At 42.2% G+C, this 20,550-nt stretch carries 13 protein-coding genes, 1 pseudogene and 1 riboswitch; of the genes and pseudogenes, 9 read left to right on the forward strand and 5 right to left on the reverse strand.

The window, feature by feature from the left end:
• Window positions 1–6: 6 nt before the first annotated feature.
• The 3 genes and pseudogenes from ACFSCZ_RS02900 to ACFSCZ_RS02910 all read right to left on the reverse strand — a co-directional run bounded on the left by ACFSCZ_RS02900 (window position 7) and on the right by ACFSCZ_RS02910 (window position 3,918).
• Complete coding sequence (locus tag ACFSCZ_RS02900) at window positions 7–1,032, reverse strand: taurine ABC transporter substrate-binding protein (RefSeq protein WP_380772244.1); 1,026 nt, start codon at window positions 1,030–1,032, stop codon at window positions 7–9.
• A 25-nt stretch (window positions 1,033–1,057) separates the two neighbouring features.
• Window positions 1,058–1,930 (reverse strand): annotated as a pseudogene (locus tag ACFSCZ_RS02905) (ABC transporter permease).
• 479 nt (window positions 1,931–2,409) lie between these two features.
• Window positions 2,410–3,918 carry an APC family permease gene (locus ACFSCZ_RS02910; protein WP_380772245.1) on the reverse strand — a complete coding sequence of 503 codons (1,509 nt, stop codon included), beginning with the start codon at window positions 3,916–3,918 and terminating at the stop codon, window positions 2,410–2,412.
• Between the two features lie 580 nt (window positions 3,919–4,498).
• Here ACFSCZ_RS02910 and ACFSCZ_RS02915 point away from each other — a divergent pair.
• The 4 genes from ACFSCZ_RS02915 (at window position 4,499) to ACFSCZ_RS02930 (ending at window position 10,530) form a co-directional block, all read left to right on the forward strand.
• The gene (locus ACFSCZ_RS02915) at window positions 4,499–5,824 is read left to right on the forward strand and encodes an FAD-binding oxidoreductase (protein ID WP_380772246.1); all 1,326 of its coding nucleotides are present in this window, start codon (window positions 4,499–4,501) and stop codon (window positions 5,822–5,824) included.
• A 2-nt stretch (window positions 5,825–5,826) separates the two neighbouring features.
• Complete coding sequence (locus tag ACFSCZ_RS02920; protein ID WP_380772247.1) at window positions 5,827–7,191, forward strand: (Fe-S)-binding protein; 1,365 nt, start codon at window positions 5,827–5,829, stop codon at window positions 7,189–7,191.
• The gene (locus ACFSCZ_RS02925; RefSeq protein WP_380772487.1) at window positions 7,187–8,626 is read left to right on the forward strand and encodes an FAD-binding oxidoreductase; all 1,440 of its coding nucleotides are present in this window, start codon (window positions 7,187–7,189) and stop codon (window positions 8,624–8,626) included. Before ACFSCZ_RS02920 ends, ACFSCZ_RS02925 begins: the two co-directional genes overlap by 5 nt.
• A gap of 113 nt (window positions 8,627–8,739) precedes the next feature.
• Window positions 8,740–10,530, forward strand: coding sequence for an L-lactate permease (locus ACFSCZ_RS02930; protein ID WP_380772248.1), 1,791 nt, complete (start codon window positions 8,740–8,742; stop codon window positions 10,528–10,530).
• Between the two features lie 108 nt (window positions 10,531–10,638).
• On the opposite strand, the gene ACFSCZ_RS02935 is transcribed toward ACFSCZ_RS02930, so the two are convergent.
• Window positions 10,639–11,118: a pyridoxamine 5'-phosphate oxidase family protein gene (locus ACFSCZ_RS02935; protein WP_380772249.1), complete on the reverse strand. Its 480-nt coding sequence runs from the start codon at window positions 11,116–11,118 to the stop codon at window positions 10,639–10,641.
• 326 nt (window positions 11,119–11,444) lie between these two features.
• On the opposite strand from ACFSCZ_RS02935, the gene ACFSCZ_RS02940 reads away from it, so the two are divergent.
• From ACFSCZ_RS02940 to ACFSCZ_RS02950, 3 genes are all read left to right on the forward strand, one after another.
• A complete protein-coding gene (locus tag ACFSCZ_RS02940; protein WP_380772250.1) occupies window positions 11,445–13,022 on the forward strand; it encodes a peptide chain release factor 3 in 1,578 nt (525 codons plus the stop codon).
• A gap of 274 nt (window positions 13,023–13,296) precedes the next feature.
• Entirely contained in the window at window positions 13,297–16,374 is a 3,078-nt protein-coding gene (locus ACFSCZ_RS02945) for an efflux RND transporter permease subunit (RefSeq protein WP_380772251.1), read from the forward strand.
• Between the two features lie 63 nt (window positions 16,375–16,437).
• A riboswitch (yybP-ykoY riboswitch) is annotated at window positions 16,438–16,607 on the forward strand.
• A gap of 36 nt (window positions 16,608–16,643) precedes the next feature.
• Complete coding sequence (locus ACFSCZ_RS02950; RefSeq protein ID WP_380772252.1) at window positions 16,644–17,411, forward strand: TerC family protein; 768 nt, start codon at window positions 16,644–16,646, stop codon at window positions 17,409–17,411.
• A 187-nt stretch (window positions 17,412–17,598) separates the two neighbouring features.
• Here the strand turns inward: ACFSCZ_RS02950 and ACFSCZ_RS02955 are convergent, their stop codons facing one another.
• Window positions 17,599–17,799: a small, acid-soluble spore protein, alpha/beta type gene (locus ACFSCZ_RS02955; RefSeq protein WP_380772253.1), complete on the reverse strand. Its 201-nt coding sequence runs from the start codon at window positions 17,797–17,799 to the stop codon at window positions 17,599–17,601.
• Between the two features lie 168 nt (window positions 17,800–17,967).
• Here ACFSCZ_RS02955 and ACFSCZ_RS02960 point away from each other — a divergent pair, with 168 nt between their 5' ends.
• Window positions 17,968–19,329, forward strand: a complete 1,362-nt coding sequence (locus tag ACFSCZ_RS02960; RefSeq protein WP_380772254.1) for a TrkH family potassium uptake protein — start codon at window positions 17,968–17,970, stop codon at window positions 19,327–19,329.
• Window positions 19,330–19,360: 31 nt separating this feature from the next.
• A complete protein-coding gene (locus ACFSCZ_RS02965; protein ID WP_380772255.1) occupies window positions 19,361–20,347 on the forward strand; it encodes a diaminopimelate dehydrogenase in 987 nt (328 codons plus the stop codon).
• Window positions 20,348–20,550: the final 203 nt, after the last annotated feature.

Genomic DNA, 20,550 nt, shown 5'->3' on the forward strand with positions numbered 1-20,550 from the left:
TGCCTCCTAATCCTGTTTAAGGAATTCCGGTGCTATAGCCTCTTCAAATGCTTCCAGCTCCGGCACAGATTCAATGGCGTTTTGCGTTTTCAGGAAATCAGCTGTGTTTTTTAGAGCCTCGGCAAACTTTCCTTTTTTATCCTCTGTTCCCAGATACTCCTCAGAAGCTTGTTCTTCGGCATTTAACCAGATCAACTGATCCATGAAAAACCGGGCATCCTCTTTAGAAACATTCAATTCACCTGTCAATGCTTCAGCTGCTTCATCTGTTGATGTACGGTAATACTCTACGGCTTCATCCAAAATCTTTATATATTGCTTTAATACTTCCGGGTGTTTTTCAATGAATTCTGTAGTGGCAATTCCTACATCTGCTGTAATAATGCCATCTTCAGCCAGCTCCCGGCTTGTTAAGATAATCTCCCCATCTTCAAGCATTTCACCAAGGGTGGGGTACCAGACATAACCTCCGTCTATTTGTCCTTGTTTCCATGCAGCCAGCATGTCAGCAGGTTTCATATCTAATATAGTGATTTCTTTTTCGTCTATCCCTTTTAACTTAAGGGCTGATAAAAGGCTATAGTGTGTAGTCGATCCGAAAGAAACAGCAATTTTTTTACCAACAGCATCCTCAAGCGATTTGATGCCGCTGTCTTTTTTGACTACCAATGCTTCATTATCTCCAATGACATCATGGAGCCAAATGACTTGATTTGATAATCCTTGGGCTATCCCGGAAGCTACTGAACTGGATCCGATAAGTCCTACATCAATCTCCCCGGCTGCCATTGCTGTATTCACGTCAACTGCTGCTTCAAATTGAAGCAGTTCAACTTCAACATTATCGAATTTCTCTTCGAACATATTCGTCGCTTTTGCCAGCAGTTCTGCATTAGGAATTACTTGATAGCCAATTCTAAACTTAACCGGACCATCCTCTGAATTGGATGCGGTATTCCCACAAGCACTTAAAGCGAAAAAAGCTAACATCGTTGCAATCGTCACGATCCACCTGACATATTTTTTCTTCATCCCAATGCCCCCCCCCCCCCCGAATTTAATCTTTGCCTTTCCAAGGAATTGTCTTTGCTTCAATTAAGCGAATAATTCTATCTAGTAAGATACCAGTCACACCCATTAGTATAATGCCGACATACATAATGTCACTTCGCAAGTATTTACTTGCATCCAGGACTAACCAGCCAATACCCGATACTGCAGCAACCATTTCCGAAGCTACCAGGGTGGTATAGGCAAACCCAATGGCTGTCCTTAATCCGGTGAATATTTCCGGTAAACAGGAAGGGAAAATAACATATCGAAAGGTCTACCATTTATTGGCACCAAGAGATGCTGCAGAATGAATCCGATCTTCCAATACTCCTTTTACTCCGGATACAGAAGCTATATACATGGGTGCAAATGCAGCCAGATATAATAAAGCTACTTTTGATAAATCACCTATTCCAAACCATAAGATTAATAATGTGTAGTATGACAAGGGAGGAAGAGGGCGATAGAATTCTAAGATGGGGTCCAAGGCAGCTCTAATTTTTGATGAATACCCGCTCAACAGGCCTAAAGGGACTGCTGTGATTAGCGCAAGAAAAAAGGCGGATGCTAATCTATAAAGACTGTCAAACAAATGATAGACTAAGCTATTTCCTTTATAACCATTGACTAGCAGGTCCATAAAAGCTGCCCATGTTTTAGCTGGAGATGGAATGAAAACTTCAGAGAAAAGGTTTAGTTTTGTAACAACATACCATGCCAAAAATACAGTAACGACCGATCCCCACATAATAAGTACTTCATGCGGGATTTTCTTTTTTTTCTTTTCAGGTTCTTCACTTTTAGTACCTTGTAATTGAGAAGGCTCGTAAAGCTGATACATTTCTTCATCGATTTTTTTGTCGGCATTACCATTCATGAAACTTCACCCCTATCATAACCGGATTAATTTTCCAAGATTCTGTCATTTGGTGTGATGCGCTGACTCAAATCCACTTGTTGAATTTCTGAGGTTCAATGATATCTAACTCTATATATGTTTCCGTGTAACAAATATGAATCTTTTCAAGAAATTTTCATTGATGATGTGTACGAGTGGAAATAGGAGGACTTTACATTTATGATAGCGCTTACTATGAAGAGAAGACTGGGTAGAGATTAATCAAATTATATTATTTACGGTGCAAATTATCAACAGATTGTTCATTACAAAAAACTATAGATGTCATAAGATTTTTCATTAAAATAGAGTAAAAGATCATACAGGAAGATCCTTGGTTTATTTTTAATGCTATGAGATTTCAATAAAAAGAAGCATTGGATGCTGATCAATGCTTCCGGAATGGAGTGAACTTCTGTACTCTTATTTTATAAACATTTCCTTCAATTTCCTGTTCCTTATGAAGATGTCACTTTTGTTGCAGAAGCCGTTGGCTTGTGTGGCGCAGATGGGCGTTCATTATCGTTCTTCTGGTGATCTCCCAGAATATATTGATCCAATGCCTCATCCGGAATTTCTTTATAATATTTAAACCTTGTGAGAAAGAATATGGCCCCAAGGGCGATCCAAACAAGTAAAGCAATCCATGACGGCTTACTTAGAAATCCAGGGGAGCCCGGGACAACCAAAAGCAAGAAAAATGAAGAACTGCAAATGACTCCCAGCAATGAGAAGAACTTCTTCCAGGGTGCTACGATCAGTTGTTCTTTTTGGCTGCTTGGCTGTTCAGACCAATTAAAGAGCCGATAAGCAACAAAACATGCATAAAAGTAGGCAATGGTAACCCCGAGGGAGGCCATGTCAACGACCCACAAAAGTGCTTCCCGTCCAAAGAAGGGAGCCGAGAGAGTAACAGCCATTGTAAAAAAGATTCCCATATACGGGGTTTTGTGTTTTGAATGTAACTTAGCAAAGCCAATTGGAAGGATTTTTGCCCTCCCCATGGCAAACAGCAGGCGGCTTGTCGATACATAAAACCCGTTCAACCCTGTAAAGATACCCATCAGCAATGCAAATGTCAGCAAGGAGACTCCGATTTTCCCATAGGCATTTTCAACGATAACACCTGTTCCCCAAACATATCCGGCATCCACGGCGCTTGTCCATGGCATACCTACGCCAGTAGCGATAATCATAACCGAATATGTTAATCCTGAACAAAGCAAGGCGGTTACAATCAATGAAAAAGATTTTCTTGGATGAAAATCGAACTCCTCGGCAGCCTGAGGGATATTGCCGAATCCAACGTAAGCCCACGGAGCAATTGCAACGATGGCCAGAATGGAAACAATAACCGGTTTGTCAGGATTGAAAAGAGGCTGCAGGTGGGCAGGAGAACTTGTTGGATGCATAAACATGGCGATAGTCAGTAAAATAACACCTCCAACCAGTCCGTTACAAAAAATGAATTGAGAAAAACCGGACAGGCTTGTCCCGCGTATATTCAAAAAGGCGAAAATAACTAAAGCCGAGCAGGCAAGAATGGTTTCTCCAGCGTACACTTTCCACCCGGCAATTGTGTACAGATGTCCGACTTCCACGATTGAAGGAAAAATAAACTTTCCCAGAAGTGCAAGGGCAGAGGCATTTAATGCAACGATAGACATATAGCCCAGTGTTAGAAACCAGCCGCAGAAAAAGGCATGGTACCTGCCTAAACCGTAATACGAATAAACGAATTCCCCTCCGGAAACTGGCAGTCTTTCAATTAAATATCCATAACATACTCCTATGAGAATCATAAGAAGGGCGCCTATGGAATAACCAATTATAACCCCAAGCGGGCCGGCCATCCCCATCCAATCAACCGGCAAAACAAAGGCACCCCAGCCGATAGCCGAACCAAATGCAATGGCCCAAACCCAATGAGGTTTTAACGACTTCGCCAACTGCTCACGCTGTTCCATCTGATAACCTCCTAAATGTTTGAAAGCGCATTCAATCAGCTTTCAAAGTTGTATGTACGATTTTAAAATGTCATCTATTTAAAATCAATTATTTCAGAATGTTTGTATTATTGGAAAAATTGATAGGACTGATGGTTTATTTTTATATGCTTTTAAAAAACCATCATGAATAGAATCAAGCCATCTTGATTACATGTGACCATTAGAGGGGAACTTCGATAGAAAAAAGACTATTATTTTGCCCGAAAAGATGCAAATGCTTAATGTCAGGCAGGCATATCACATGTAATCTGCTTTTGTATTTTTTTCATAACCTATACTATTCATGGCTTCTGAATTTTGGTAAGGCATAGCAGATTTAATCTATAAGATAAAGTAAGTTCTTCAAAATAATAAAATGATGATGGAAAATAGAGGAAATCATTAAAAAATAATGATTTACAGAGAAGCCAATGATAAAAATTAATAAATAATAAGGCAAGGTTTTTCCTGAAGTAAGATAAAATTGTATATTCAAATCACTTATTGAATATAGGTAAATTTAGTGTTTTAATGAAGAAAACAGGAAATTTTTACATAAATGGAGGTGGGTCCAATCCAAACAACAAGTGTGTTGGATGAATTAAAGTCGGTTATTCCGGAAGAGCGAATAACCGATCGTGTCATACGTGACCAACTCGGAAACGGAGGAAATGTGATCGTTTCCCCTCAAACTGAAGAGGAAACAGCAAAGCTATTATCATATGCCAATCAAACGGACCAAACAGTTTCGATTATGGGGGCGGGTACGAAGAGAGGGTACGGGGGCCTGATTGAAAGCACAGATATTTTGCTTTGTATGAAAAATTATCATGGAATTGTGGAGCATGTGCCAGGAGATATGACCGTCACGGTGAAAGCTGGTACCCGTTTTAGTGAACTTCAGAACTACCTTGCACAATATAACCAAAAAGTTCCGATCGATCCATTTACCCCATCTGCCTCAACAGTTGGAGGTGTAATTGCAGCCAATGACAGCGGACCCAAAAGGTTAGGATATGGCTCGGCAAGGGATTCGGTTATTGGAATGAGAATCATTTATCCGGATGGAAAATTGATTCGTACAGGCGGAAAGGTTGTTAAAAATGTGGCTGGATATGATATGAATAAATTATTTATCGGTTCTATGGGAACGCTTGGTGTAATATCTGAAGTCACATTTAAACTAAGGCCGATCCCAAAATGTGAAAGCCTTGTGCTGCTGACAATTCCAGAAGATAGCCTCGATATAATCAAGCAATTTTCCGCAAGTCTACTTGATTCGATGATTGAACCGGTGGCATTGGAGTTGATGAACCCTGCTCTTGTTGAAACGTTGGACGGAATCCGAAATACCGCACTGGCCATTGCCTTTGAAGATGTGGAAAGCTCCGTCTTATATCAAGAGAATCGTATAAAAGATATGAAACCGGATGCAGCGGAAATCAGGATTTTCTCCGAAAAGGATTCTCAAGAAGTATGGAAGCGGTTTTATGAGTATCCGCTGAAAGAATCCTCGGATCTATTACAGTCCACTATGAAAATTGGAGCAGTAAATATGGACGTGCTAAGCATCATAGAGGAAACGATGAAACTGGAAAATCCCGGAAGCTTGGATATCCAAGCCCATGGAGGATTGGGCCATGGACTGTGCAAAGTCTATTTGAAAGGGAAGCCGGGTTTGGTTTCCGATGCAATCTTGCAATTAAGAAAAAAAGCTGAGGAAAAGGGAGGATATGCGACGGTCACCCATTTACCGCTGGAATACCGCAAAGAGATAGATGTGTGGGGAGAAAAGCCGCCTTATTTTTTCCTTATGGAAGGTATTAAAAAGACGATTGATCCCAAAAGGATTTTGAATCCACAAAGATTTTTGGGAGGGATTTAATAGTGACTGTTACAGAAAAACAGAAAAATCCAGAACCGGCCTGTACCTCTATCAGTTTAGGAAACTATCTTTGGAACGATCCCCCGGATCCCAATAAATGGGCCGACTGCGTTCATTGCGGCATGTGCCTCGAATCATGCCCTACGTATGAGATAACAGGCCAAGAACAGCATTCTCCAAGAGGCAGGGTACATCTGATTCAGTCGGTTGCTGAGGGCCACCTCGAGGTGAATGAGGAGCTGATTGATCCCGTTTTTGACTGCCTGGACTGCCGGGCATGCACTACGGCCTGCCCGGCGGATGTAAATGTCGGGGGCCTGATTGAAGAAGCGAGAGGACAAATCCGCCAGGCAATGCCTCTAACAGGCCTCAAGAAGACCATTAACAATTTCTTTTTGAAAGGTATGTTTCCTTATCCAAACCGTATGAACAAGCTGGGCAGCTTGCTGAAATTCTATCAGAAGAGCGGTGTGCAGACAATTGTTCGCAAAACCCGTTTAACCCATATCCTGCCAGACCATCTCGGAGAAATGGAAGGTGTCCTGCCGAAAATAGGCCAGCCGGTACGGGAAAAATACCAAGGAGAAAAGGTCATTGAGGCCAAAGGCGAACAAAAAGCAGAAGTGGCTATACTGACTGGATGTGTCATGGATCTCATGTTCAGTGATATCAATCAGTCAACCATTCATGTGTTGACCAGAAATGGAAATGCCGTAACCATACCTCCCGGCCAAACATGCTGTGGAGCACTACATGTCCATGCCGGCGACCGGGAGATGGGCCGCAGGTTGGCCAAGCAAAATATAGAGGCGTTTGAAGAAGCGGAAACGGTGGTCGTCAATGCAGCCGGATGCGGTTCAATGATGAAGGAATACCATGAATTATTTCGGAATGATCCTGAATGGAAAACCAGAGCAGAAGCATTCTCAAATAAAGTGGTGGATATAGCAAAGTACCTTTATGATACGGGATATGATGTTCCTGAGGCCAGCATAGATACGACAATTACTTATCATGACGCCTGCCATTTAGCTCACGGGCAGGGAGTCCGTGAACAACCGCGGGAGCTCCTGCTGAATATTCCCGGTGTGAAAATGGTACACATGCCCAATGCAGATCGCTGCTGTGGAAGTGCCGGGATTTATAATATTACCAATCCTGAAATGGCTGATGCCATTCTTGAAAGCAAAATGGAAAATGTTCCGGAAGAAGTGGAATTGATTTCGATGGGCAATCCTGGTTGTATGCTTCAAATGGCCCTTGGTGTTCAAAAGTATGGCCGCAACCAAAAAGTTGTCCACACCATCCAGCTTTTGGATTGGGCCTATCAAAAGGAAAACGGGGAGGTTGAAGGTGTTGGCCATTAAAGTTCCTGTTCAAGACAGGCACATTGTTCAGCTGGCAAGACTTGTTTCAGGTCCTCGTTCCATTCTTTATAAAAAAGCAGACTTGGCAGCTTATGATTGTGACGGCTTCACGGTTCAAAAACATTTACCCAAAGCTGTGGTTTTTCCAAAAAATACAGAGGAAGTAGCAGCAGTTGTTAAATATTGCTCAGAGAACGGATTGCCATTCCTGGCAAGGGGGGCAGGGACCGGCTTAAGCGGAGGAGCTATCCCGATCAATGGGGAAGTCATTATTAGTTTAACAAGGATGAAGAGGCTGCTGAGCGTTGATCTGGAAAACAGGAGAGCGGTCGTTGAACCCGGGTTTATCAATTTAAAGCTTACAAACGCTGTATCGGATAAAGAGTATTATTATGCCCCTGATCCATCGAGCCAATATTGCTGTACAATTGGCGGAAATGTAGCCGAAAATGCCGGCGGGGCACATTGCTTGAAATATGGGGTGACCACGAATCATATATTGGGATTGGAGGTCGTGTTACCCAACGGCGAAATCATAGAAATCGGGAAAAATGGGATCCCTGATGCGCCCGGCTATGACTTGCTTGGTCTGTTGACCGGATCCGAAGGAACCTTGGGCATTGTAACGAAAATTACGGTCCGTATTCTAAAAAATCCCGAAGCCAAGCAAACAGTTCTTGCCTATTTTGACAACATTGAAGATGGCAGCCAGGCGGTATCAGACATCATTTCGGCAGGTATTGTCCCTGCAGCTCTGGAAATGATGGATCAAATTGCTATTGAAGGTGTCGAAGCTGCTGCCTTTCCCGTCGGACATCCGAAAGATATAGAAGCGGTTTTGCTTATTGAAGTGGATGGAATTAAAGCAGGAATTCAAGAGCAGATCGATCAAATTCTTGAAGTGTGCAAAAAACGGAATGTAAGGGAGGTAAGGGCTGCAAGAAATGAAGAAGAAAGAGAAAGGTGGTGGGCAAACCGAAAAACAGGATTTGGGGCCATGGGCGCCATTTCACATGATTATCTCGTACAAGATGGCGTTATTCCAAGAAGTAAACTCCCCGAGGTATTGAGAAGAATTCATAAAATCAGCAAAGATTCAGGTTTGCGGATAGCCAACATTTTTCATGCCGGAGATGGGAATTTGCATCCGCTCGTTTTATTTGACTCCAGAATACCGGGAGAAACGGAGCGGGCAATAAAAGTGGGAAGCGCTTGTTTGAAAGTATGTGCGGATGCAGGAGGAACGATTACCGGCGAGCACGGCGTCGGGATTGAAAAAAGGGAAGAAATGCGTTTTGTCTTTAAGGATGAAGAGATCAGCGCACAAACAGACATAAGGAAAGTTTTTAACCCAGACAATCTGTTGAATGCCGGAAAGTTATTCCCGACTCCCGGAAAATGCGCAGAAATGAAACAGGAGCTGAAAAAAGCATAGTGAAACCTGATAATTGAATACCTGCAAATATTCTTTGTTTCCATTCCCTGCTTGACAAACAACAGATCAACCTATGAACCGGCAATCTCTATAAGGAAGGGGAAAGTACCGAAATGAGTACTGGTATGCTGGCTATTTTGTCTCTTTTACCCATTATTGCCGTAGGTGTATTTCTTGTTGGTCTCAGGTGGCCCGCCAGCAGGGCGATGCCGATTTCCTATGTTTTGGCTGTTGTATTGGCACTTTTTGTCTGGAAGGTTCCCGGGTTAAATGTAACTGCTGCTACAATTAACGGAGTCATCGTGGCTCTGACTCTGCTATACATTATTTTTGGCGCCATATTATTATTGAATACTTTGCAGGAAAGCGGAGGCATGAAAACGATCCGCCAGGGATTTACCGATATATCCGAGGACAGGCGAATCCAAGTGATCATCATCGCTTGGCTGTTCGGTTCTTTCATTGAGGGTTCCGCCGGATTTGGTACGCCTGCTGCAGTGGCTGTCCCTTTGCTTGTCGGATTGGGCTTTCCGGCCATGGCAGCAGTAGTGGCCGGAATGGTCATCCAAAGTACACCTGTTACATTCGGTGCAGTTGGAACACCTGTTTTGGTAGGGATTCAAACAGGTTTGTCCGCAGACCCGAGCATAAGCAATGATTTTCTCCAATTGGTGACCATGATCGGCGGTAAAGCAGCTGTTTTGCACTTGATTGCAGGAACGTTCATACCACTTTTTGTAGTTTCGTTGATGACCAGATTTTTCGGGAAAAATAGGTCTTTCACTGAAGGACTGAAGGTATGGAAGTTTGCCCTTTTTGCAGCATTTGCCATGACGATTCCTTACGTAATTGTAGCCAATACGCTAGGACCTGAATTCCCCTCCATGACCGGCGGACTTTTGGGGTTGGTGATCGTTGTCTCTGCTGCGAAAAAGGGATTCCTTTTACCGCCAAAGGAAGAAACCTGGAATTTTGAGGATGAGGCCAAATGGGATCCGGACTGGACGGGGAAAGTCACTTTGCAGGATATTGCACACAAAAGCGGATCCATGAGCATGCTTAAAGCTTGGTCTCCCTATGTTCTTGTTGGTCTTTTCCTTGTCTTGACAAGGTTGAAGTTCCTTCCATTTTTGGAATGGACTCAGTCTTGGACAATCGCTTTTGAAAATATGTTCGATTCAGGAATTACAGCAAGCTTCCAGCCGCTTCATTCACCTGGTACGATTTTTATTTTGGTATCTTTAATTACATTTTTCTTACACGGAATGGATGGAAGCGCATACAAAAGAGCTTGGGCTCAATCTGGCAAAACAGCATTGGCTGCGTCCACAGCTTTGATTTTTACCGTTCCGATGGTTCAGGTTTTCTTAAATACCGGCGGGGGTGCAGCAGGATATGAACGCATGCCTATTGAACTGGCAAATGGCGTTGCGGCGCTTGCAGGAGAATACTGGCCTTTCTTTGCCACTTTCATTGGCGGAATTGGTGCTTTTATTGCGGGGAGCAATACGGTAAGCAATATGATGTTCTCCCTTTTCCAATACGATGTGGGATCTCAGATCGGAGTGGACCCTACTTGGATTGTTGCTTTGCAGTCAGTGGGGGGAGCGGCAGGAAATATGATTTGTGTTCATAATGTTGTTGCAGCATCGGCTGTTGTAGGACTCCTTGGAAAAGAAGGTACAGTGATTAGAAAAACACTGTTCCCCTTTGTTTATTACGCATTATTTACGGGGGCAATCGGTTATTCGATTGTGTGGTATTCCCAAAAAGGCCTCTTTAACCTTGGATCATGGATCGCATTGCTAATTGTTTTTGCAGCCATTTATGTCATTGCAACAAATAAAAGGCGTGCCGCGAGACTGGAAGTACCGATGTCTGATTCGATCAAGGATGTAAAATAAGTCCAGGAAGCATTCCCGCGTTTTTGCGGCGAATGCTTTTTTTATTTGGCACTGTTAATTGCAGCAGAAAAATGGATTGTCCTATCACCGGACAACCCTTTATGTTTTTTAATGATCTAATTCAATTGTTTTATTTATGTCTGATGATTCAGTACTTTGGCCTATCATGCGTTTGTAGTAATAGGCAGCCTTCTTTATAAAATTTCCTCCTTCCCAATATTCGGCTGCTTCCACTTTAACTTTTATCAAGATTACGTTTGGATCATCATAAGAAGTTTGCATAATTTCATCGTATACTTTACTCCATAATTCTTTTTTCTTGTCTAAATCCTCAATGATTTCGGCTCTTCCACGGACGGAAACATAGGATTTACCTGCATATGCTACATTTACATCTTGATTGTGTAAGATTTCATCATATTTATTTGTCTCTTTTTTAGTGAAAAACCATAAGTCTCCATCAAACTCTACTTCTTGTGTTTTCATCGGCCGAGAAACAAGCCCATCCTCAGTAGCCGTAGTCAGCATGGCCGTGTCTACATCTTTAATTAACTCTCTTAATGTTTCAATATCCTCTTGTTTCATCATGATCCACTCCTTCCTGCTTTTACAATACCCTCCATACCAACATTTATTCTGGTATAGAGGATGAATAAAATTACTTTAACAGAGCCAAACGAAACAACCTGAATGAATAGAGGAAGTAAATGGTCAACCAGTAAATTCTGGCAGGTAGGAAGCCCCTGTCAGTGAATAGAATGTCCAAACAATGGGAAGGTCTTTTTTTTTACTTATCATTCAACATTGACCTTCAAGAAAGCCTTATATTTTAAAAACTGGCAAATGAACAGGATTGCATTTCGCTTTCCTGAGGAATAAGATGAAAAGGAGATTGAATTGAAAGGATATGTAGCATGGCAAATCAATTAGTAGAAGAAGTGAAGTCGCGAAGAACATTTGCAATTATTTCTCACCCGGATGCCGGAAAAACGACATTAACGGAGAAACTCCTTTTATTTGGCGGAGCTATCCGGGACGCTGGAACGGTCAAAGGCAAAAAGACAGGCAAGTTTGCTACTTCAGATTGGATGGAAATAGAAAAGCAGCGCGGTATTTCAGTAACATCTTCCGTGATGCAGTTTCAATATAATGATTTTCGTATTAATATTTTGGATACACCGGGACATCAAGATTTCAGCGAAGACACGTATCGAACCCTGATGGCTGTCGATAGTGCAGTGATGATTATCGATTCAGCAAAAGGGATTGAGGAGCAGACGCTGAAGTTATTTAAAGTGTGTAGAATGCGAGGTATTCCCATTTTTACGTTTATTAATAAACTTGATCGCCAGGGAAGGGAACCGCTGGAGCTTTTGGAAGAGATTGAAGAAGTATTGGATATTGAGACATATCCTATGAATTGGCCTATAGGGATGGGGAAAGAATTTTATGGTATTTATGACCGTCATTATCATAGAATTGAACTGTTTCGGACAGATCTTGAACATCGATTTTTGACATTGGATCAAAATGGAGAGGTAATGGAGGATCATCCGATTAAACAGACTTCTTTATACAGTCAGGCGCTTGAGGAAGTATTGCTTTTAGATGAAGCCGGCGATGAATTTTCTGTTGAAAAACTGAATGAAGGAAAAATGACTCCGGTATTTTTCGGAAGTGCCTTGACCGCCTTTGGTGTACAGACATTCCTTGACACATACCTGCAATTTGCTCCTCCACCTCAGCCGCGAAATTCGGATCAGGGAGAAATTGACCCGGCTTCAAAGGGGTTTTCTGGCTTTATTTTTAAAATACAGGCGAATATGAATCCTGCTCATCGCGACCGTATCGCCTTCCTCAGAATCTGTTCAGGTGAATTTGAGAGGGGCATGTCCGTTACCCTTTCACGGACTGGAAAACAGTTTAAATTAACCCAATCAACACAGTTTTTGGCGGATGACCGCAGTACAGTCAACAGAGCGGTGAGCGGTGATATTATTGGTATTTATGACACAGGAACTTATCAGATTGGAGATACCATTGCAGAAGGAAAGAAAATTATTCAGTATGAAAAGCTTCCTCAATTTACGCCAGAACTGTTTGCAAAAGTAACAGCCAAAAATGTGATGAAGCAAAAAAGCTTCCATAAAGGCATCCATCAGCTTGTGCAAGAGGGAGCCGTTCAATTGTTCAAGACATACCGTATGGAAGATTACATTTTGGGTGCTGTTGGCCAGCTTCAGTTTGATGTCTTTGTTCATCGTATGAAAAATGAATATAACTCCGATGTAATCATGGAATCGATGGGCTCCAAAATTGCCCGCTGGTTAGACAGTGAGGAAGTGGATGAAGGGCTGTCAAGCCAGCGAAGCCTGCTTGTAAAAGACCGTTTCGACAATCCGGTATTTCTTTTTGAAAACGAATTTGCCCTGCGGTGGTTTACAGATAAAAATCCATCGGTTCCTTTGAAAGATCCGATGGAAATTCAATAGTCGGTATGGGCGGTATTCCCGTCTCCCGTAACAGGTGGAGGACAAATGTTTCCACCTGTTTTCATTGAAAAGGAATAGCAACATCATATGGTCTCATGAATATCTGTCGAATAATTTATTGGAATTTATCTTGTATCTGGCTTAAGGCACAACGCCTTGTTCTTTTTCCTGAGAACTTGCCGTGTTTTATAATCCCCTTTATTTGTGAAAGGAATAAAACTGCTAAAAATGAACACTTAGAAAACGTTCTTAAATCCTGAAAGGAGATCAGCTTGTGAATGTAAGCGGTTATGCCATTCGGCGTCCTGTTTTTACAATCGTTACCATGTTTTTGGTCATCATCCTTGGTGCAGTTTCGCTCATGAAAATTCCATTAAAATTAATTCCTGATATCAATCCTCCTATTGCTGTCGTTGTGACCACTTATGAAGGAGCTAGTCCAACTGAAGTTGTGGAGAAGGTTTCCAAGCCACTGGAAGCCAATTTGTCAACACTTCCCGGAATAAAAAATATCCAATCGTTTTCTGAAGAAGGATCAAGCTTAGTTTTGCTAGAATTCTCATGGACTACCGTTATTGATCATGTGCAAAATGATATTTTGCAGCGAATGGATCAGACTCCGATTCCTTCAGATGTAACCAAGCCAAGGTTATTAAAATTTGATCCGGCACAATTTCCGGTCATCCAGCTTTCATTAAAGACTGATCAAGATCACGAATCATTAAGAAACCTTGCAGACCAATTGACAACAGAGCTGAATAGAGTGGAAGGAGTAGCGAGTGTCAATGTAACAGGAAAAATCACAGAAGAAGTGAATATTGTCCTTGACCAGAATAAATTAAAAGAATACGGTCTGTCCCAGGCTGATATTGTCAACGTAATCCAGGCAAATAACGTTTCAATGCCTGGGGAAACCGTTTATATGGATGGAAAAGAATTAACCACAAGAATCATCAGTACGCTCCATTCCGTGGGTGAAATAAAGGAACTTGCAGTTACGGTGAATCCAATAACAGGGGATCAAATACATATTGGAGATGTAGCTGCAGTAAACCTGGAAAAAGAAGAAGAAGGAGTCATCACGAGAACGAATGAGCAGCCTTCTGTCCTAATGAGTGTCCTACAAGAGTCAGATGCCAACACTGCTGATGTATCAAAGGATTTTCAGCAGGCATTGAACGATTTATTGGAAAAAGATCAATTTAAAGAAATTGAATCAGATGTTTTATTCGATCAGGGTGATTACATCCGGATGGCTATTCAAAATATTGCCTCCTCGTTAGTGGTTGGGGGAGCGCTGGCCATGATGGTTCTATTCCTGTTTTTAAGGAATATTAAAAGTCCGCTGATTGTCGGTGTAGCCATTCCCTATTCGGTGATAGTCACATTTGTATTAATGTATTTTGCAGACTTTGCATTGAACATTATGACACTGGGAGCACTGGCTCTTGGTATTGGGATGCTTGTGGACAACGCCATTGTGGTCATTGAGAATATATACAGGCATTTGTCGATGGGGAAAGATCCGGAAACTGCAGCTAGAGATGGTGCAAAGGAGGTTGCCAGTGCGATCACGGCCTCTACCCTGACAACGGTCGCTGTCTTTTTGCCGGTTGTTTTTATAAGCGGTTTGCTCGGTCAGTTGTTTAAGGAATTTGCATTTACCATTTCCTTCAGTCTATTTGCTTCACTTTTTGTTGCTTTAACAGTCATCCCGATGATGGCAAGTAAGTGGCTGAAAAAGCCAAGAGGAGATATGGAAGCTCGGAGACGCAGATCCAAGCCGATGAACTTCTTGGACAAAGGTGTGCGCTGGTCCCTTCGCCATCGTTTCCTTGTATTGCTTACCTCTTTTCTTTTATTTATAGGAGGAGGACTTGGCCTCTTTACGGTAGGCATGCAGTTTCTGCCGCCGACCGATGAAGGGTTTTTTAGTATCAGCCTTGAATTGGAAGACGGTACTGCCCTAACAGAGACCGAAAAAGCGGTAGAAGTGATCGAACATGAATTAAAAGAGGAAACAAGCGTTGATGCGTATGTCAGTTTAATCGGTTCCACGCAGGAGTTAACGTTTCAGGGCGGCTCGAAAAGCAATACAGCAGAAGTGTATGTGAAAATGAAGCCCTTGGACGAAAGAGAACAGTCTGTATTTTCGTTTACCGATGATTTACAACCGAGAATTGAAGAAAAAGTGGAGGAGGTTCAAAAGGGGGCCGCCATTAAATTTAATGTAGATGCTGCTTCTGGAATTACGCCGCAAACATTGACGTTTCATGTGACAGATACGAATAAAATACGCTTGGACGATAGTTCCGATCAAATTTATGAAGCATTAAAAAAACTGGATCATGTGACAGAATTATCTACAAGCAGAAGCAATACTGTAGAAGAAATACAGATAACCGCAGATCGTGAAAAGGCACTGGAGAAAGGCCTTTCTCCGGCTCAGATTGCTGCGACTGTCAATGATGCAACAAGAGGGGTGCAGGCGGCACAGATCATTAGCGATGATTCCGATGTCTATAGTGTATTTGTAAGATTTAATGAAGACATAACCAGAAATATCAATCAACTAAAAAGCCTGCTGATTCAAAAGCCTGATGGAAGCTATGCTGAATTAGAAGATATAGCTCATATAGAATTGGGAAACAGTCCGGTAGAAATACAAAGAACCAATCAGCAGGACTCTGTCCAATTTACACTTAAATATGATACGGATACAAATATTGGGGATATCTCCGCAAAAGTCGACGAAGTGATTGCGGACTTGGATTTGCCTGTTGAGACGGAGATCACTTATAGCGGCGAGACAGAGCTTCTGGAAGAATCCATCAATGATATGATGATGGCCTTTGTTTTGGCTGTTGTTCTTGTCTACATTGTCATGGCTGCACAGTTTGAGTCATTCAAGTACCCTTTTGTCATTATGTTCACTGTTCCGCTAATGGCTATCGGGGTAACGATCGCATTGGTGATCACGCAAACCCCACTTAGCATCCCTGCAATGATTGGGATTATTATTCTTGCGGGGATTGTCGTGAATAACGCTATTGTCATTGTTGACTACATTAATCAGCGAAAAGCTGCAGGCCTTTCAAGTTATGAAGCGCTTGTCGTATCTGTCAAGGACAGGGTCCGTCCAGTTTTGATGACCGCCTTGACAACAATCTTGGGCCTGATCCCCATTGCACTGGGCCTAGGAGAAGGAACCGAGATGAATCAGCCGATGGGAGTGGCAGTCATTGGTGGACTGTTGAGCAGTACGTTCCTGACAATTTTCGTGATTCCGGTGGTCTATAGTTTGTTCGATCCGGATACAAGACAAATGAACAACAGGAAAAAGCGGGGCTAGAATCATATTTTTGTTGATTTAACATGTTTTATCCATTATAATAAAACAAACAATATAGCTTGACTACCAGTCAAAGGGGAGTAGCATCAAATGAGCGCTTTACCTGCTCATTTGAAACAAAGTCGTCAATTCGTGAAGCAATTCACCGGCTTTGTTGGCATGAATAACATGTCCAGCAAGACCTTTGCCCATCGGGGGCAGAGGTCTTTTTATGTTTCCAATAAAAGCCTGCCGATGGAAAGTTGAGCCATTTCTGGGGAGGGATTTTTTTGGACGTATCCATGTTGTTGGAATATCTTTGGGTTCTGGTCGTACTTATTGGATTGGAAGGAATACTCGCAGCTGATAATGCGGTTGTCATGGCAGTCATGGTGAAGCATCTGCCTAAGGATCAACAGAAAAAAGCATTGTTTTATGGTTTATTTGGTGCATTTGCTTTCCGCTTCATAGCATTGTTTCTCATTACGTTCTTAGTTAATGTATGGCAAATCCAAGCAATTGGTGCAGCCTATTTATTATTTTTAGCCATCAATTATCTTGTGAAAAAATATATGGGATCTGAAAAAGAAAAGACTGTGAAAGAGGGAAAGGGGTCTTCTTTCTGGGTCACTGTTTTAAAAGTGGAAATAGCGGATATTGCATTTGCTATTGACTCTATGCTGGCTGCAGTCGTACTTGCAGTTACTTTAAAACCGACCGGATGGTTTCAAGTCGGAGGGATTGATGGGGGACAATTCCTTGTGATGTTTCTTGGGGGATTAATCGGAGTCATTATTATGCGTTTTGCCGCTACCTCTTTTGTCAGCCTGCTTGCGAAATACCCTGGATTGGAAACAGCCGCCTTTCTTATAGTTGGCTGGGTCGGCGTGAAGTTGGCAGTCATGGTGCTTGCGCATCCAAGCCTGGCAGTGCTCGACGCTCATTTCCCGGAATCAATAGAGTGGAAATTGACGTTCTGGGTCGTATTAATCCTGATAGCTGTTTCAGGTTACGTAACATCCAAAAGAAGGGCTGTCCTTCAGTCCAATAAATCATAAGTTGAAACAGTCCCTGTGCTGCAAACCGGGGACTGTTTTTTTATCAAGCGTGATTTAGAGAGGGGGATAGTCAGCCGCCGTCACAGTGTGTGTGGCAGTCATAGGCGGCTGAGGAAAGGAATACCTATAGCGGTAGGTCTCCGCCTCTGCTTTGCCTACAAAGTTCACTTCTCTGCCGCTTGTAGTTTTATTTATTTTGATTTCCGGATAGTTGAGATTGGGCCTGTTTGACAAGCCTTTTAGTAATCTCGCCGCCAACTGATCCGTTGGCTCTGGAAACAGTATCAGAACCAAGAGTAACACCAAATTCCTGGGCAATTTCCATTTTTACTTGATCTAAATATGCTTCTATTCCAGGAACAAGCAACTGGTTGCTTCTTTGTCCCATTATTTTTCCTCCTTTATGTTTATAAGTCAATGATAGTATGTTCGAATCAAATGATATCCATGCTGGAACATTTGAACAGTACCAACCTTATGACGTTCTTTACTTTTCTTTCGTGCGTTTTTTGCTTATGATGTAAGAACGAAAATCATAAAAGAGGTCATGAAGCAGATGAAACCATTTCATAAAGGAAAATTGTATAGAGTTTCCCTAACGCCTTTTCGCATCTTAGTCGGATATTACTTTTTAACGGTGGGCATTGTGGCATTACTTCTCAGTCTTCCTGCTGCCAGACAGGAGGGAGCCGATTGGTCGGCCATGGATGCGATCTTTGTTGCAGCCAGTTCTGTAAGCGTGACAGGATTAACGACCGTAAGCATCCCCGATACATTTACAGTGACGGGGATATTTATCCTGATTTTTGCACTTCAAGTCGGGGGCATCGGCATCATGACGATCAGTACATTCTTTTGGATTATGTTGGGAAAGAAGATCGGACTTAAACAAAGACAGTTAATTAAAGCGGATCAAAATCAATTGAATCTTTCCGGTCTAGTACAGATGCTGAAACAAATTCTTTATTTAATTATATTGATTGAAGCAGCCGGGGCCCTTGTGCTTGGTACATATTACCTGAATTATTTTTCAAGTCCTCAAGAAGCGTTTTTACAAGGGCTGTTTGCTTCCGTCAGTGCAACTACGAATGCCGGGTTTGATATTACGGGCGAATCCCTTAAGCCTTTTGCACATGATTATTTTGTACAATTTATTACGATGATATTGATTATATTGGGGGCCATTGGCTTTCCGGTCTGGATCGAAATAAAAAAGTTTCTTTTTCATAAAAATACAAACGAACAGTTTCGGTTTTCTTTGTTTACTAAAATTACCACTGCCACATATTTTATATTGCTGTTCGTTGGTACCATTGTAATCATAGCTCTTGAGTTTAATGATTTCTTCGCAGGGAAGTCCTGGCATGAGTCATTGTTTTATGCTTTATTTCAATCCACTACAATGAGAAGTGCAGGTTTACTGACAATGGATATCAATGAGTTTTCTGTACCGACAATTCTTTTTTTGTCGGCCTTGATGTTTATCGGCGCTTCTCCAAGTTCAGTGGGAGGTGGAATTAGAACCACAACTTTTGCGCTGAGTATTTTATTTTTGTTCCACTACGCCAAAGGGCACCGGACCATTAAAATTTTCAATCGGGAGATTCATCCCGAGGATATTATTAAATCGCTGGTTGTATTGATGCTCGCTGTGGTGATGTATTCCCTGTCTGTTCTGCTATTGGCCATTACCGAAGACGCCAGCCTGATCGCCATTATTTTTGAAACCGCATCGGCTTTTGGCACATGTGGGGCTTCCATGGGCATAACACCGACTTTAAGCACCTTTGGTAAGTGGCTGCTCATTCTTCTCATGTTTATTGGCAGAGTAGGAATATTGTCATTTTTATTCCTGATGGCGAAAAATGAAAAAGCACCTGACTTTCATTATCCGAAAGAACGCGTCATAATAGGTTAGTACCCACTTTTTTGTTCGAGGAGGATGTAACATGAACCAAAAGATTAGAATTGGCATTAATGGATACGGAAACTTGGGGAGAGGCGTTGAATACGCATTGAAGCAAAATAAAGATATGGAGCTGGCGGCCATTTTCACCCGCAGAGACCCCAAGAGCCTTCAAACACTGGATTCATCTGCTAAGGTTGTACATATTTCAGAGGTGGAACAATATAAGGATAAAATCGATGTCATGATTTTATGCGGCGGATCGGCAACGGATCTTCCGGAACAAGGGCCAGAATTTGCCAAACTTTTTAATACGATTGACAGCTATGATACCCACGCAAAGATCCCCGAGTATTATGAAAAAATGGATGATGCGGCAAAATCAGGCAATCATATAAGCATTATTTCAGTCGGATGGGATCCAGGCATGTTCTCTATGAACCGTTTGCTTGGAGAAGCAATTCTTCCTGAGGGAGAGACATATACCTTCTGGGGAAAAGGACTTAGCCAAGGTCACTCAGATGCGGTCAGAAGGGTGCGGGGTGTAAAAGCAGGAGTCCAATATACGATACCGATTGAAGAAGCGGTCAATCGTGTCAGAAGCGGGGAGAATCCTGAATTGTCAACTAGAGAAAAACATTTGCGCGAATGTTATGTAGTTGCTGAGGAAGGAGCCGACAAGCAGAAAATTGAGCAGGACATCAAAACAATGCCCAACTATTTTGCCGATTATGAAACAACAGTACATTTCATTTCGGAAGAAGAATTGAAAAAGAACCACTCAAAGATGGTTCACGGGGGATTCGTGATTCGGAGCGGTATTACCGGAGAAAACACAAATCAGATTGTCGAATATTCTCTGAAACTTGACAGCAACCCTGAATTCACTTCAAGCATATTGGTGACCTATGCACGAGCCGCTTATAAAATGAGCCAAGAGGGTCAAGCGGGGGCAAAAACAGTCTTTGATGTGCCCATCGGACATTTATCTCCCAAAACTCCTGAGCAGCTTCGCAAGGAATTATTATAGAAAAAACCGGCGTATGCCGGTTTTTTTGTGAAGAACTTCGTTTTGATGTATCAAGGTTGACAGAATGGACGGGGATCTCGTCTGGTCTATGCCGTCTTTAGACAAACCCAAAAACGTACCCGGGGGGATCTCGGGTGACCGAAAGAGATAGACTTTTCAAAAAAGGTCACTGGAGAAATTTTCTGTTGCCCCAATGAGATAGA

Source organism: Siminovitchia sediminis (assembly GCF_042680885.1).
Lineage (GTDB): Bacteria > Bacillota > Bacilli > Bacillales > Bacillaceae_C > Siminovitchia > Siminovitchia sediminis.

Coding starts and splice junctions, on each gene's coding strand:
- ACFSCZ_RS02930 (WP_380772248.1), top strand. CDS start 8,740: ATGAGTACTGGTATGCTGGCTATTTTGTCTCTTTTACCCATTATTGCC.
- ACFSCZ_RS02915 (WP_380772246.1), top strand. CDS start 4,499: ATGGAGGTGGGTCCAATCCAAACAACAAGTGTGTTGGATGAATTAAAG.
- ACFSCZ_RS02960 (WP_380772254.1), top strand. CDS start 17,968: ATGAAACCATTTCATAAAGGAAAATTGTATAGAGTTTCCCTAACGCCT.
- ACFSCZ_RS02935 (WP_380772249.1), bottom strand. CDS start 11,118: ATGATGAAACAAGAGGATATTGAAACATTAAGAGAGTTAATTAAAGAT.
- ACFSCZ_RS02900 (WP_380772244.1), bottom strand. CDS start 1,032: ATGAAGAAAAAATATGTCAGGTGGATCGTGACGATTGCAACGATGTTA.
- ACFSCZ_RS02965 (WP_380772255.1), top strand. CDS start 19,361: ATGAACCAAAAGATTAGAATTGGCATTAATGGATACGGAAACTTGGGG.
- ACFSCZ_RS02955 (WP_380772253.1), bottom strand. CDS start 17,799: ATGGGACAAAGAAGCAACCAGTTGCTTGTTCCTGGAATAGAAGCATAT.
- ACFSCZ_RS02910 (WP_380772245.1), bottom strand. CDS start 3,918: ATGGAACAGCGTGAGCAGTTGGCGAAGTCGTTAAAACCTCATTGGGTT.
- ACFSCZ_RS02940 (WP_380772250.1), top strand. CDS start 11,445: ATGGCAAATCAATTAGTAGAAGAAGTGAAGTCGCGAAGAACATTTGCA.